16 protein-coding genes are annotated in these 14,350 nt (G+C 50.8%); 15 read left to right on the forward strand and 1 reads right to left on the reverse strand.

Translation table 11 applies throughout. The features are described from left to right. Positions 1–16: 16 nt before the first annotated feature. Complete coding sequence (gene rne / locus G535_RS0111185; RefSeq protein WP_026862141.1) at positions 17–2,950, reverse strand: ribonuclease E; 2,934 nt, start codon at positions 2,948–2,950, stop codon at positions 17–19. A 526-nt stretch (positions 2,951–3,476) separates the two neighbouring features. Between rne and rluC the strand changes: the two genes are divergently transcribed. The 15 genes from rluC (at position 3,477) to G535_RS0111260 (ending at position 14,335) form a co-directional block, all read left to right on the forward strand. Beyond that, entirely contained in the window at positions 3,477–4,439 is a 963-nt protein-coding gene (gene rluC / locus G535_RS0111190) for a 23S rRNA pseudouridine(955/2504/2580) synthase RluC (RefSeq protein WP_034728461.1), read from the forward strand. Between the two features lie 3 nt (positions 4,440–4,442). Beyond that, positions 4,443–5,126 (forward strand): HAD-IA family hydrolase, encoded by a 684-nt coding sequence (locus G535_RS13535; protein WP_084616856.1) that lies wholly within the window; start codon positions 4,443–4,445, stop codon positions 5,124–5,126. A gap of 13 nt (positions 5,127–5,139) precedes the next feature. Next, positions 5,140–5,742: a Maf family protein gene (locus tag G535_RS0111200; protein ID WP_026862143.1), complete on the forward strand. Its 603-nt coding sequence runs from the start codon at positions 5,140–5,142 to the stop codon at positions 5,740–5,742. Between the two features lie 56 nt (positions 5,743–5,798). Then, on the forward strand, positions 5,799–6,323 hold the full coding sequence (gene yceD / locus G535_RS0111205) for a 23S rRNA accumulation protein YceD (protein ID WP_026862144.1): 525 nt from the start codon (positions 5,799–5,801) through the stop codon (positions 6,321–6,323). 18 nt (positions 6,324–6,341) lie between these two features. Next, positions 6,342–6,512 carry a 50S ribosomal protein L32 gene (rpmF, locus tag G535_RS0111210; RefSeq protein WP_026862145.1) on the forward strand — a complete coding sequence of 57 codons (171 nt, stop codon included), beginning with the start codon at positions 6,342–6,344 and terminating at the stop codon, positions 6,510–6,512. Positions 6,513–6,534: 22 nt separating this feature from the next. Next, on the forward strand, positions 6,535–7,560 hold the full coding sequence (plsX, locus tag G535_RS0111215; protein WP_026862146.1) for a phosphate acyltransferase PlsX: 1,026 nt from the start codon (positions 6,535–6,537) through the stop codon (positions 7,558–7,560). An 11-nt stretch (positions 7,561–7,571) separates the two neighbouring features. Continuing rightward, positions 7,572–8,540, forward strand: coding sequence for a beta-ketoacyl-ACP synthase III (locus tag G535_RS0111220; RefSeq protein ID WP_026862147.1), 969 nt, complete (start codon positions 7,572–7,574; stop codon positions 8,538–8,540). 22 nt (positions 8,541–8,562) lie between these two features. Further along, complete coding sequence (fabD, locus tag G535_RS0111225) at positions 8,563–9,486, forward strand: ACP S-malonyltransferase (protein WP_026862148.1); 924 nt, start codon at positions 8,563–8,565, stop codon at positions 9,484–9,486. Continuing rightward, entirely contained in the window at positions 9,483–10,223 is a 741-nt protein-coding gene (gene fabG, locus G535_RS0111230) for a 3-oxoacyl-ACP reductase FabG (RefSeq protein ID WP_026862149.1), read from the forward strand. Before fabD ends, fabG begins: the two co-directional genes overlap by 4 nt. A 126-nt stretch (positions 10,224–10,349) precedes the next feature. Further along, a complete protein-coding gene (gene acpP, locus G535_RS0111235; protein WP_026862150.1) occupies positions 10,350–10,589 on the forward strand; it encodes an acyl carrier protein in 240 nt (79 codons plus the stop codon). Between the two features lie 44 nt (positions 10,590–10,633). Then, a complete protein-coding gene (gene pabC / locus G535_RS13540; protein ID WP_051207172.1) occupies positions 10,634–11,425 on the forward strand; it encodes an aminodeoxychorismate lyase in 792 nt (263 codons plus the stop codon). Then, positions 11,401–12,414: an endolytic transglycosylase MltG gene (gene mltG, locus G535_RS0111245; RefSeq protein WP_241970437.1), complete on the forward strand. Its 1,014-nt coding sequence runs from the start codon at positions 11,401–11,403 to the stop codon at positions 12,412–12,414. Before pabC ends, mltG begins: the two co-directional genes overlap by 25 nt. Positions 12,415–12,417: 3 nt before the next feature. Then, complete coding sequence (gene tmk / locus G535_RS0111250; RefSeq protein ID WP_026862152.1) at positions 12,418–13,056, forward strand: dTMP kinase; 639 nt, start codon at positions 12,418–12,420, stop codon at positions 13,054–13,056. Then, entirely contained in the window at positions 13,053–14,006 is a 954-nt protein-coding gene (locus G535_RS13950; RefSeq protein ID WP_051207174.1) for a hypothetical protein, read from the forward strand. The genes tmk and G535_RS13950 overlap by 4 nt, the downstream gene beginning before the upstream one ends. Before the next feature lie 2 nt (positions 14,007–14,008). Then, complete coding sequence (locus G535_RS0111260; protein ID WP_026862153.1) at positions 14,009–14,335, forward strand: PilZ domain-containing protein; 327 nt, start codon at positions 14,009–14,011, stop codon at positions 14,333–14,335. Positions 14,336–14,350: the final 15 nt, after the last annotated feature.

The raw sequence follows: 14,350 nt of genomic DNA on the forward strand, positions 1-14,350 counted from the left end.
GTAAAAACCCGCGCGATTAACGCGGGCTACATTTTACGGTATCAGAACGTACTACTGATGTTGCTTGGCTGAGGGTGGCAAAGCGCGAAGCCTTCGCAACTTGCGCACGTGCATCATCATTTGCAACATTGAGTGGGCTGTAATCGGCAGTGCGTGGCTGCGAGCTCGCTTTGGTCATCGGCGCCGTGACCACGATGCCTTTGCGCGAAGCTTTTTGCGCTGCTACTGGCTCAGCTTTTACTTCAGGTTCAGCTGCTGCTACTTCAGGCTCAGCTTGCACTTCAGGTTCAGCTGCTACTTCAGGCTCAGCTGCCACTTCAGGCTCAGCTGCTACTTCAGGTTCAGCTGCCACTTCAGGCTCAGCTTTTGCTTCAGGCTCAGCTGCCACTTCAGGTTCAGCTTTTGCTTCAGGCTCAGCTGCCACTTCAGGTTCAGCTTTCACTTCAGCTGACAGCTCTGGCTGTTCGAGTGTTAACTCGACCTGCGCAGGCTCTGCTGCTTCAGTTTGCTCTTGTTCAGCAGCTTTTTCTTCTTTACGACGTTGGCCTGCGGCGCGCTGGTGACGAGGACTACGACGCGAACGGTTACGACCTTCACGTTTTTCGTCTTGCTCACTAGCTGCTTTAACCTCAGGGCTTACTGGCGCTTCAGTTTGCGCTGCAGCGTTATCTGCTGTGCTAGCTGCTGTTTCGGCGGTTTCAGTCGTTTCAGTAACACTTTCTTTGGCCTTTTGCTCAGTTGACTTAGCTGGGGCAGGGGCCGCTTTCGGCGCTGCTTGCTGGGTCACTTGAGTTTGGCTGTCTGTGCTGGTTGCAGTAGCCGCTACAGCGTTATCTGCTGCAGTGGTATCACCGGTCGCGACACGTACTGACTTATCGAGCTTGCGACGCTGACGACGTGGCTTCGGCGTCGCTGGAGCTTTCGCTTCTTGCTGCTCGTTCGACTTCGCAGGCGTGGCTTGTGCTTGCTCGGTCTTGTTGGCGTCATTGTTGCCTTGCTGACGGTTGCGACCACGACCACCACGACGTTGACCACGTTCGTTCTTGGTCTCTTGTGGTTTGCCTGACTCTTGCGTTTGCGCTTTCGCCGGAGCTGCTTTGTCGTCGTTATTACGTTGTTCGTCACGTGGACGCTGACGCTGGTTACCGCGACGACGGTTGTTATTACCACGTTGGTTACGGCCACCACGACGCTGGTTATTTGAACGACGCTGCGCCTGTTGTTGCTGCTCGTTCTTTTTCTCTTCGGCTTCGTTGTTACCAAATAAGCCTTTTAAAGCTTTCAGAATACGTTGTACCAACGACGGTCCAGACTTCTGCTCAGCAGCAGGTGCTGATGGCGTCGGTGCAGGAGTCTTTGGTGCTTGCAAGCCTTTAAGCGCAGGCTCTTCAAAGCTTGGCTTATCTTTATTCAGCACAACTTCGGTTGCTGTGGTGTCTGGCTTGTCAATTAAGGTAAAGCTGTTGGCGTCTTCGACTTCATCGCTACGCAAACGTTTTACATCGAAATGTGGCGTTTCAAGGTGCGGGTTTGGGATCACCAAGGCCGACACGTTGTGACGTTTTTCAACGTCGCTAATCGCTTTACGTTTCTCATTCAATAAGTAGGTCGCAACAGTAACAGGCACTTGTGCTTGTACTTGAATGGTGTTGTCTTTTAACGCTTCTTCTTCGATCAAACGGAGAATCGACAGTGCCAGAGATTCGGCCGAGCGGATGGTACCGTGACCATCACAACGCGGACACACGTGGTTGGCAGACTCGCCAAGTGAAGGGCGCAAACGCTGGCGTGACATCTCTAACAAACCGAACCGAGAGATACGCGCAACTTGAATACGCGCACGGTCTTGTTTGAGGTTATCACGTAGGCGATTTTCAACTTCGCGCTGGTGTTTGGTTGGCCCCATATCGATAAAGTCGATAACGACCAAACCACCGACGTCACGCAAGCGCAATTGACGAGCGATTTCTTCAGCGGCTTCCAAGTTGGTCTGGAACGCTGTTTCTTCGATATCTCCACCTTTGGTGGCTCGCGCAGAGTTGATATCAATCGAGGTCAATGCTTCAGTTGGGTCGATGACAATCGAGCCGCCCGAAGGCAAGCGCACTTCGCGTTGGAACGCTGATTCAATCTGACTTTCAATTTGGTAGTGGTTAAATAGCGGAACGTCACCCTGATAGGTCTTCACGCGATTTACGAAGTCAGGGCGGATCAAGGACACATGGTCACGGACTTGCTCGAAGACTTTTGCGTTATCGATCAGGACTTCACCGATATCACGGCGTAAGTAATCACGAATGGCACGGAACACGACGTTGCTTTCTTGGTGAATCAAGAATGGCGCAGGGCGTTCACTCGACGCTTTTTCGATGGCTTGCCAGTGATGAACCAAGACATTTAAGTCCCACTCGAGTTCTTCCGCTGATTTGCCAACCCCTGCGGTACGGACGATCAAGCCCATGCCATCAGGCAGTTGCAAATTGCTCATCGCATTTTTCAGATCAGTACGTTCATCACCTTCAATGCGGCGCGAAATACCACCCGCACGTGGGTTGTTTGGCATTAACACCAAATAACTACCGGCAAGCGAAATAAAGGTGGTGAGGGCAGCGCCTTTTTGGCCACGCTCTTCTTTATCGATTTGCACGATAACTTCTTGGCCTTCTTTCACCACATCTTTAATGTTTGGGCGACCAGAGAAGGTGTAGCCGTCAGGGAAGTAGGTTTTCGCGATTTCTTTAAGAGGAAGGAAGCCGTGACGTTCTGCGCCATAATCGACAAACGCCGCTTCAAGACTTGGTTCGATACGGGTAATTTTACCCTTATAGATGTTTGCTTTCTTCTGTTCGTGGCCCGGACTTTCGATATCTAAATCATATAATCGCTGTCCGTCCACCAAAGCAACGCGCAGCTCTTCTTGCTGGGTTGCGTTGATCAGCATTCTTTTCATAGTTGTGACTCTTACTTTAAGTGCCACAACACAGTACGAAGGCTACCATGCCATCGCTATTTCGAGATTGAATTTTAGACTGCCATCGCGCTATCTCAGCGTGTGATGACACCTCCCGTTGCGTGAATAGCTTCACCAACGTGAGGTACGCAATTGGTTACCAAGCCGAAATAAGCTTGAGGTCGTACCGTGTTGTCGCATAATTGCATTGACAATGCGTGGTCGGGTTTAAAGTCCATGCTCTCAACATCTCGCACAACGTCGCTGTTATAACCATGCATACGGGGCGTATGTTGAGGTGGAAAAGCGGCTGATGAAACATGCCGGATACCCATCCACAACGTGTTATTCATGACGTAACTCTCGCATCTTTTGCCTTATAATTAGGCTTGCGAACCGCTTCTTTCATATCTCGGGCGGCTTTTTCCGGACACGACATTATTCCACGAAACATCACCTTAGCACAAGCTAAAATAAAGCAAGAAAAATGCGGTTTCGGCAAAATGAAAATGTTAAACTACGCCGCATGAACGAGACACAACCACAACAAGTACGCTGGGTAACCGTAGATGCGGATTACGCCGAGCAACGCATTGATAATTTCCTCTTAGCGCAACTAAAGGGTGTACCTAAATCATTGGTGTACCGAATTTTGCGCAAGGGTGAAGTGCGCGTGAATAAAAAACGGGTGAAGCCCGATTATCGCCTTAAAGGTGGCGATGAGGTGCGCATACCGCCGGTGCGGGTCGCGGAAAAAAATCCGTTACCATCGGCCAACCTTGAACGTGTGCAAGCCTTAACCTCACAGATTCTTTATGAAGATGACGTGTTAATGGTGCTGAATAAACCAGCCGGTCTTGCGGTTCACGGCGGTTCAGGGTTGCAGTTTGGCTTGATTGAAAGCCTACGCGCACTGCGTCCTGATGCTAAACATTTAGAATTGGTGCATCGCCTTGATCGTGAAACCAGCGGTTGTATTTTAGTCTCGAAACGCCGTTCAGCACTGCGGTCGTTGCACGAGCAATTGCGCAATAAGACCATGGATAAACGCTATTTGGCGTTAGTGCGTGGACAATGGCAGTCGCATGTGAAGCAAGTCGCAGCGCCACTACAGAAGAACACCTTAAAGTCAGGTGAGCGGGTGGTGCGGGTTGATGCCGAAGGTAAACCGTCAGAAACACGGTTCAGTATTCAGCAGCGCTTTACGCATGCGACGCTAGTGGAAGCGTCACCAATTACCGGACGTACGCACCAAATTCGTGTGCATGCCTTGCATGCGGGCCATCCAATTGCGTGTGATCCTAAGTATGGTGATCCGGTCTTTGATCAACTCATGCAAGAGCTAGGTCTCAATCGTTTATTTTTGCACGCCCATCGGTTGCGCTTTAGCCACCCGCAAAGTGGTGAAGCGATCACTGTCGAGGCGCCTCTTGATGACATGCTCGCGGACACCTTGAAAAAGTTGCGAGCTCAGCAAGCCAAAGGTTAAGAAATGCAGCAGCCGTATCAACTCATCGTCTTTGACTGGGACGGTACGCTCATGGATTCAATTGGGCGTATTGTCTCTTCAATGCAAGCGACAGCGCGCCAGTTGGCATTGCCAGTGCCCGCGACTGACGCGGTCAAGGGTATTATTGGTTTGAGCTTGGCACCGGCCATAGAACGTTTGTTCGGTCAGCTCGCGGCACCGACCTATGCAAAATTTTTAGACGTGTATCGTGATCAGTATGTCACTCTTGATACCACCCCGACGCCCTTGTTTGACGGTGTGCCCGAGTTACTCGACGATTTACGTGGGCAAGGGTACTTACTTGCCGTAGCGACAGGTAAAGCACGACGAGGCCTCGATCGGGTCATGACCGAAAGTCAATTGCATGAGGTCTTTGTGGCGACGCGCTGCGCGGATGAAAGCGCCTCGAAACCGAATCCACAGATGTTACATGAAATTATGCAGGCGACCGGCGTTACGCCGCAGCAGACGTTAATGATTGGCGATTCCGATCATGATTTAGCGATGGCACGCGCTGCAAACGTAGATGCTTTAGCTGTGAGTTTTGGTGCGCTTGAACTGACTAGCCACAGCCATTATCAGCAGCACCCCGTGCTGCACAGTTGGCATGATTTCCCCCAATTTTTAGCACAACGCACCACTGAGCGCTGCGTTGTACCAAGTTAGCTAAGGAGCTCCGATGACATCTATCGTGTTAGCCTCAACGTCGCCGTACCGTAAAATGTTACTTGAGAAAGTGCTGCCGCAATTTGCTTGCGCGGCACCTGAAGTTGATGAAGCTCCTTTGCCTGATGAATCTGCGCAACATTTGGTGGAGCGCTTGGCGATAGCCAAAGCCAAAGCGTTGCAAGAGCACTATCCCGAGCATGTGCTGATCGGTTCAGATCAAGTGGCGGTAGTAAACGGAGCAATCTTGGGGAAACCTGGAACCGCAGCCAATGCCATTGCTCAATTACGTGCAGCGCAGGGGCAAACAGTTACCTTTTATACGGGCTTGGCGGTCTACGATAGTGCTGAGCAACGTTTACAGTCGTGCGTGGAGCCTTTTGAAGTGCGCTTTCGACAATTGTCAGATGACGAGATAGCTGGTTATGTCGCTTTAGAGCAGCCGTTGAATTGTGCCGGCAGTTTTAAGAGCGAAGGGCTGGGCATTAGTTTGTTCAGTGCCATGCGTGGCGATGATCCGAATAGCTTGATTGGTTTACCCTTAATTCGCTTGTTAGCAATGTTGCGTGAGTGGGGCATCAATCCACTGTTGGCGAATAAGCGTACAGCACCATGATAAAAAGCTTAAAACCACTTGTTTTCAGTGGCCGAATCCTTTAACATTCGCGCCCTATGCAGAAGGTTCGTATCCCAATTTCGGTCGATCCGGTCAAAAGTGCCGGTAAACAATTAAGCTACCTAGGACAAGTCCCAGGTAACACGCTTACCCGTTTACAAGAGCTTTTGGTCGCGCCATGTGCAGATGTTGACGTTGAGCTTAACTTCGCTGAAGATGCACAACGGATTAAACATGTGGCAGGGCGTGCTGAGGTCAAGGTCACTGTCGCTTGCGAGCGCTGTGGTGACCCTATGGACTTAGCTTTGGCAAGTAACTTTGTTTATGCGCCTGTGACCAAACGGCAAACGGCCACCGATATGCCGAGTGATTACGAGCCTATCGAATTGGATGAGCTCGGTGAGATCCATCTGCATCGATTAGTAGAAGATGAGCTGATATTGGCAATGCCTGTTGTGGTCAAACATGATGAGCGCGAATGTCGGGTAGATAGTAACGCAATGCAATGGGGTGAAATTGATGATACCCCAAGCGAAAAGGATAATCCTTTCGCAGTGTTGCAAGAATTAAAGCGTAAATAAACTTAGGAGATAGCGTAAATGGCTGTACAACAGAATCGTAAAAGTCGTTCTAAGCGCGACATGCGTCGTTCTCACGATGCACTGAGCGGCCCTACACTGTCGGTTGACTCTACCTCTGGTGAAACGCATCGTCGTCACCATGTAACAGCTGACGGTTTTTATAAAGGCCGTAAAGTAATTAACAAGTAATCCAGAAATTGGAAGTGAGGCGATGGCCGCACTGACACTGGCACTTGATGCAATGGGGGGCGATAATGGCCCCTCTATTGTTATAGAGGCTCTTGCACGAGCACTAGAACAATTCCCACAACATCACTTTATTGTTGTTGGTGACGACGCCGAGTTGGCAGAGTTACTGGCAGCTAAAAAGCTTTCCAATCATCCAAGAGTCACCGTAAAACATGCGAGCCAAACGGTCGAAATGACCGACAAGCCTGGCTACTCTCTGCGTGCTAAGCCGGATTCTTCGATGCGCGTTGCCCTTGATTTGGTCGCTAATGATGAAGCTGCTGCGTGCGTCAGCGCGGGCAATACCGGCGCTTTAATGACCAAAGCTTATTTTGCGTTAAAAACCTTACCCGGTGTGCTTCGTCCTGCGTTAATGTCAGCGATCCCGCAAGCATCAGGTAAATCTGCGTTTGTGCTCGACTTGGGCGCCAACCCAGTCTGCGACTCGGACACCTTGTTCCAGTTTGGGGTAATGGGTGCTGTCGCGGCACGTGAAGTCTTGGGTATCGAACGCCCACGCATTGCGCTACTCAATATGGGTGAGGAAGACATCAAAGGCAACGATGTGGTGAAGTCGACCGCACAACTCTTTCAGCAGTCGCAATTATTGAACTATATTGGCTTTATTGAAGGCGATGATTTGTTCGCGGACAAAGCCGATGTCATCGTTTGTGACGGCTTCGTCGGTAATATTGCCCTTAAAAGTTGTGAGGGCTTAGCTGATTTACTCCTTTCAAATATCCGTTCTAACATCAACGCACATTGGTTAACTCGTTGGTTTGTTAAACTTTTTTATCATAGATTGCAACGTTCTTGGGACTGGCTGAAGCCCGACCACTACAACGGGGCAAGTTTGATAGGATTGCGTGGCGTAGTCATAAAAAGCCACGGTGACGCCAATACGGACGCCTTCTTTAGTGCGATTCAGCAAGCTGTGGAAGAGACGCAACAGGACCTACCGGCACGCATTCGTGATCGGGTGGAATCAGTGCTCTTAGAACAAGACTAAAAAAGGTTTTCATGTTTGCAAGAATCGGAGGCACCGGGCATTACCTACCCGAGCAGTGCTTAACCAATGCTATGCTTGAACAACGCGTGGACACGAGTCACGACTGGATTGTTGAGCGTACAGGTATCCATCAACGGCATATTGCCGGCGATGGCGAGAACGCAGTGACCATGGGTGTGGCTGCGGCACGACAAGCGTTGGCAGCGGCACAGCTTGCCGTTGATGATCTTGATCTTATTGTGGTCGCGACCACCTCAGGTGATCGCGCATTTCCGAGTGTCGCTTGCGAAATCCAAGCGGCCTTAACAGAACAGAATATTCCGGCATTTGACGTTGCTGCGGCGTGTTCTGGGTTTATTTTCGCGCTTAGCGTTGCGGATCAGTATATTCGTAGTGGCACCTATCGGAATGTGTTGGTGATCGGTACCGATGTACTGTCGCGTCTGTGTCACCCTGAAGACCGTAATACGATCGTGTTATTCGGCGATGGCGCCGGAGCTGTAGTTGTGCAAGCGAGTGAGCAACCGGGGATTATTTCGACCCATCTCCATAGTGCCGGTGAGTTTGCTGATTTACTCGGGGCGAACCATCCTAAACGTCACGGCGATGCCCAGTTGGACGCGCTTAGTGAAGCTTGGATGTACATGAAAGGCAACGAAGTGTTCAAGGTTGCGGTGAGTAAATTGAGCGAATTAGTGGCGGAAACCTTGACAGCGAACGGCTTAAGCGCCGAAGATCTCGATTGGTTGGTACCGCATCAAGCAAATTTGCGCATTATTAAAGCGACTGCGAAAAAGCTGAAGATGCCGATGAACCAAGTGATCACGACCTTGGCAGACACTGGTAACACATCAGCGGCGTCCGTACCTATTGCGCTTGATGTTGCGGTCCGTGATGGCCGCATTCAGCGTGGTCAAAATTTATTGCTTGAAGCCTTTGGCGGCGGGTTCGCCTGGGGTTCAGCACTGGTAACTTATTAAACACAAGTAGAAGGAAGGGACGATGCGTGCATACGTTTTCCCAGGACAAGGGTCCCAAACGGTTGGAATGTTGGCGGATGTTGCGGCCGAATATCCAGTTGTTGCTGAAACATTTGCTGAAGCCAGCGAAGTGTTGGGCTATGACCTATGGCAGTTAGTGCAAGATGGCCCAACCGAGCAGTTGAATGAAACACAACGTACCCAGCCAGCATTGTTAGCGGCAAGTGTCGCGTTGTATCGAGTCCTTGAAGCACAAGGTGTGCCTGCACCTGAATGGATGGCAGGGCACAGTTTAGGTGAATATTCTGCCTTGGTGTGCAGTGGTGCTATGGCGTTCTCTGACGCGGTTGCGCTCGTTGCCAAGCGTGGCGAGTTAATGCAACAAGCCGTGCCGGCAGGTGTCGGTGCTATGGCTGCGATCATCGGTCTTGATGACGCGCGTGTTGAAGAAGCCTGTGCCGCAGCAGCCGGCGATCAAATTGTCAGTGCGGTAAACTACAATTCGCCAGGTCAAGTGGTCATCGCGGGTCATGCTGATGCGGTCGCTCGTGCGGGCGAAGCTTGTAAAGAAGCAGGGGCGAAACGGGCCTTGCCTTTACCTGTGAGTGTTCCGTCACACTGTGCACTGATGCAACCGGCTGCGGAACAGTTGGCTGTTGAGCTAGGTAAGATTAGCTTGTGCACCCCGAATATTCCGGTCGTGAACAATGTTGATGTAAAAGTTGAGCGTGACAGCGACGCAATTCGCGATGCGCTGGTGCGTCAGTTGTACTCACCGGTGCGCTGGACCGAGAGTGTTCAGTTCCTCGCTGAGCAAGGTGTTACCGAAATTTACGAAATTGGCCCAGGTAAAGTTTTATCTGGATTAACCAAACGGATTGATAAAGCATTGCAGAGCGATGCGATCAATACCGTTGAGAGCATTCAAGCAAAGGTTCAATCATGACAGCAACAATGCAAGGACAGGTCGCACTGGTCACAGGTGCAAGTCGCGGAATTGGCAAAGCCATCGCTGAGCAGCTCGCCGCGCAAGGCGTTAAAGTAATTGGTACTGCGACCAGCGAAAGCGGTGCCGCGGCAATTTCTGCTTATTTAGGTGAGCACGGCGAAGGGCGTCAGTTGGATGTTACCAGCGCGGATAGCGTTGCCGAAGTGCTTAAAGCCATTGACGAAAACTACGGCCAGTTGGATATTTTGGTCAACAATGCAGGCATCACCAAAGATAACTTGCTGATGCGCCTCAAAGATGAAGATTGGGACGCAGTACTGGATACCAACTTAAAGTCGGTTTACCGCTTGAGTAAAGCCGTACTTCGGGGCATGATGAAGCGTCGTCATGGACGTATTATCAACATCGCGTCGGTAGTAGGTACCACAGGCAACCCAGGACAAACCAACTACTGTGCGGCGAAAGCTGGCTTGTTAGGCTTCAGTAAAGCCTTAGCACAAGAAGTTGCCGGACGTGGTATTACGGTCAACAGCGTTGCGCCTGGCTTTATTGATACCGATATGACAAAAGCCTTGACGGAAGAGCAAAAACAAGCGATTTTTGCCAATATTCCAGCAGCACGTTTAGGGCAACCTGAAGAAATTGCAGCAGCTGTGGTCTTTTTGGCCTCTCCTGGTGCAGCTTATATTACTGGTGAGACAATCCATGTGAATGGCGGTCTGGCTATGGTGTAAGCGTTTATTGGGTGAAGGGGTATGACCTCTCGGTATTTAGGGATATTTTCCTTTATTATTGATGCCGCATTCACTACACTAAGCGCAATTTTGAACTCGATACCTAAATGAAGGGATATTTTAAAAATGAGTACTATTGAAGAACGCGTAAAGAAAATCATCATTGAACAGTTGGGCGTTAAAGAAGAAGAAGTGAAGCCAGAAGCTTCTTTCGAAAACGACCTCGGCGCTGATTCTCTTGACACTGTTGAATTGGTTATGGCTCTTGAAGAAGAGTTCGAAACTGAAATTCCAGATGAAGAAGCAGAGAAAATCAAAACTGTTCAAGCAGCTATCGATTACGTGACCAATCACGCAAACGACTAAGCTAGTTTGACGAAAAGGCGGAATGAAAATTCCGCCTTTTTTCTATGTGGATCAACGGTACACCTTCCTCCCAACGCGAACTTGATCGCGGTCTCCAGTTTGGCGACGGCCATTTCACCACACTTACGCTACGCCATGGGCGTCCACGATTTTGGCCGCAGCATTACCAACGCTTATGCCAAGCCAGTCAGCGCCTAGCTATTGCTTTGCCGAGCGAAACTGAGTTGTTGGCCTGTCTTGAGACTATCGCAACGGAACAACCGGATTGCGTGGTAAAACTGATTTTCACACGCGGTTTTGGCGGCCGTGGTTATGCCGCAGCAACGGCCGCAACCCCTCAGTGGTATGCCACGACAGCACCTTTGCCAGTTATAGCAAAGAACGCCTTAACCGTTGCTATCGCGGAGCTACGCTTAGCAAACTCCCCGCAACTGGCAGGACTGAAGACCCTGAATCGTTTAGAGCAAGTGTTGTTAGCGCAGGAACGCGCGCAGCGCCAGCGTGATGAGTTGCTGGTAACGGATCAACAGGGATATGTTATCGAAGCCATTTCGAGTAATGTTTTTTATTGTATCAGTGGTCGCTGGTACACCCCTGAACTCTCAAGCGCAGGCATAGCTGGCGTGGTACGTCAGGTACTTCTGCAAGATCCGCCTAACATGGTGATTGAAGAAGCGCAGTTAACGCTGCAACAGCTCTGTTCAATCGAGCAAATGTTTCTTTCAAACAGCGTGTTAGGCTTGCGTCCAGTGGCGCAAATCGGCGACTATAGACTCCCTAAACCTCATTTACCAGGGACTGTCGAAGATTGGTGGGAACAATTCGAAAGCTGTTGATCAGTAGTGTGGTGGCAGCCACGCTTGGTGTCGTCGTTATTGCAGGATGGAGCTACCAACTGGTCCATCGTCCATTGCTGGTGCCAGCAAACGATACCCACTTGGTGACGATTGCACGGGGTGCAAGTGCCGGTGCTATTATCAATCAACTCGCCGCAGAAGGGCGCTTACGTCATGCGCCGAAACTCTATTATTGGAGCAGCCGCATTTGGGATCGCCCCGTCGCCTTGCAAGCGGGGGTGTATCAACTTCATTCAGGACAAACCCTTGCCCAGTTTTGGCAGCAGTTGCGTCAAGGTGAGCAGTATCAATTCGCGATAACCTTGGTGGAAGGACAAACCTGGTCTCAGTGGGCAAGTTTACTGCACCAACATGACTATCTTGATAGCCGTGACGTTGAAGATGATGTGGCGTTAGTGCGGCGCGTCACAGGCAGTGAAGAGTACACCAGCTTTGAAGGACTGTTGGCACCCGATACCTACAAGTTTTATGCCGGTACCTCGGTGCTCACGTTGTTAGAACAGGCCTTTGCGCTGCAGCAGCAACGTCTGCAACAAGCGTGGGAGCAACGGTTGCCTGGGCTGCCTTACGAAACACCGTATCAGCTGTTAATCATGGCTTCGATTATCGAAAAGGAGACCGGCGGCAATAGCGAACGCGGCTTAGTGAGTTCAGTGTTCGTGAATCGCTTACAGATTGGTATGCGTTTGCAGTCGGACCCGACCACGATTTACGGTGTTGAGAATTTTGATGGCAACCTAACCCGGCAACACTTACGCGAGAAAACCGCGTACAATACCTATCGTATTGATGGTTTGCCACCGACACCGATCGCGATGCCGAGTTACGCGAGTCTTTTAGCAGCGGCGCAGCCTGAGGTTTCAGGCTATTATTATTTTGTGGCGGATGGCAGTGGCGGCCATGTTTTTTCAGAAACCTTAGCAGAGCATAACCGCGCTGTTGATCGTTACCAACGAGGAAACCACTAAGGTATGCAAGGAAAGTTTATTGTTGTTGAGGGCTTGGAAGGGGCTGGCAAGAGTTCAGCAATTGCAAGTTTGGTCAGCCATTTACAAGCGAAAAGTATTCCTACCTTAACTGTGCGTGAGCCGGGCGGGACGCCGATGGCTGAAGCGCTGCGCGATATTGTCAAACAGTCTTGGCATGAACAAGTGACGGCGGAAACCGAATTATTGCTGATGTATGCCAGTCGCGCTCAGTTGGTGGCGAACGTGATCCGTCCGGCACTTGCCGCTGGCAAGTGGGTCATTGCCGATCGTCATGACTTGTCATCGCGGGCCTATCAGGGCGGTGGACGTCAGTTAGGTGATGACAAGCTACAAACCTTGAAACAGTTGGTGCTGGGTGATTTTAATCCAGATTTAACTTTATTACTTGATATCGATCCTGAGATTGGCTTGCAGCGTGCGCGTGAGCGAGGCGAGTTAGATCGCATTGAACAAGAAGCGCTGGCGTTTTTCCAGCGCACCCGTGAGCGCTATCTGGCGATTGCTGCACAAGAGCGCCAGATTGTTGTGGTCGACGCCGATCAATCCATGGCTGCAGTGCATCAAGCCATGATTAACGCAATGGAGCATGCCTTATTTAGCTCAGTGCGAGGTGGCGCGTGAGTTTACCCTGGTTGCGCCCGCTGTGGCAGTCGATTGCCCACGATCACCAGCAGGGCACCTTAGCCCACGCACACTGCTTACCTTGGCAACCTGACCTTGGCACTCAGGCGCTGGTGGAAGAATGGTTGCGTTTGTTGTTGTGTACTGCGGGCGAGAAGCGCGCCTGTGGTAAGTGCAAAAGTTGTTTGTTGCATCGTGCGGGCAACCATCCTGATTATTATGAGCTTGGCAGTGATGATGGGCGGGTGATCAGTGTGGATCAAGTACGCGAGTTACTGGCCAAGCTGCAGCACACACCGAACCAAGCCGGTGCCAAAGTGGTATGGCTCAAAGATGCAGAAAAGCTCTCGGTCACCGCTGCTAATGCGTTGTTAAAAACCCTTGAAGAGCCGACCACCGCGACGTACTTTATTGTTACGCCCGAGCGCACGGAGCGCTTATTACCGACCTTACGTAGTCGAATGCAGTTGCAGCGCTTGCAGGCACCGACCTTGAGCGAGGTCGAACACTGGCTTGCGCAACGGTTACAACGGATGTTAACGGCTGATGAACAACGGCAATGTCAGCGCTACTTTCAGCGCCCGTTGGCGTTGTTAGAGTGGCTGAAAGACGGTAACTTTCCGCGAGACTATCTGGCGGAACTCAGCACCTGTATGACCACCGAAGCGGCGTTCCCACAACCGAGTAAAACCGATTGGTTGGCTTGGCTTGATGCCACCGAGCAATGGCTGCAAGAGTTGGTGCGCGTACAACAAGGGGTTGCACAAGAACAGCTGCGTCTGCCGCAGCAGCAAAGTGCACATCAGCATTGGCTGACACGCCATGCGGTTGGTGTAAGTGCCTTAAGCGAATGGGCGCATTTATGTTATGCTATACGACAACAAACGGCTGAACAAAGTGGTTTAAATGGGCCGCTCCTGTTACATGGACTTTGGATGAGGTGGCGCTAGCTATGGCTGCAAAACGAATTCACTTAAAATCAGAAGAACAGTTACGCCGTCTGTATATGCCATTTATTAAAGGTGGCGCACTGTTTGTCGCAACCGATGATCCTTATGCGATCGGCGATGAAATAACCCTGCTTATGCAGCTTCCCGGCGATGATGAAGAAACCTTGATCGCCGGTAAAGTTGTGTGGCTCGCGCCATTACGACCGGGGCGTGCCGACCAACGCGGCGTGGGGGTGCAATTTATTGACGATAAGTCTCACCTGCGTAATCGCATTGAAACGTTGCTGGGGCATCTAGGAGAGTCAACCGCTCCGACCGCAACGATGTAAGCTTCAACACAACGT

This window comes from Pseudidiomarina sediminum DSM 21906 (assembly GCF_000423165.1).
GTDB lineage: Bacteria > Pseudomonadota > Gammaproteobacteria > Enterobacterales > Alteromonadaceae > Pseudidiomarina > Pseudidiomarina sediminum.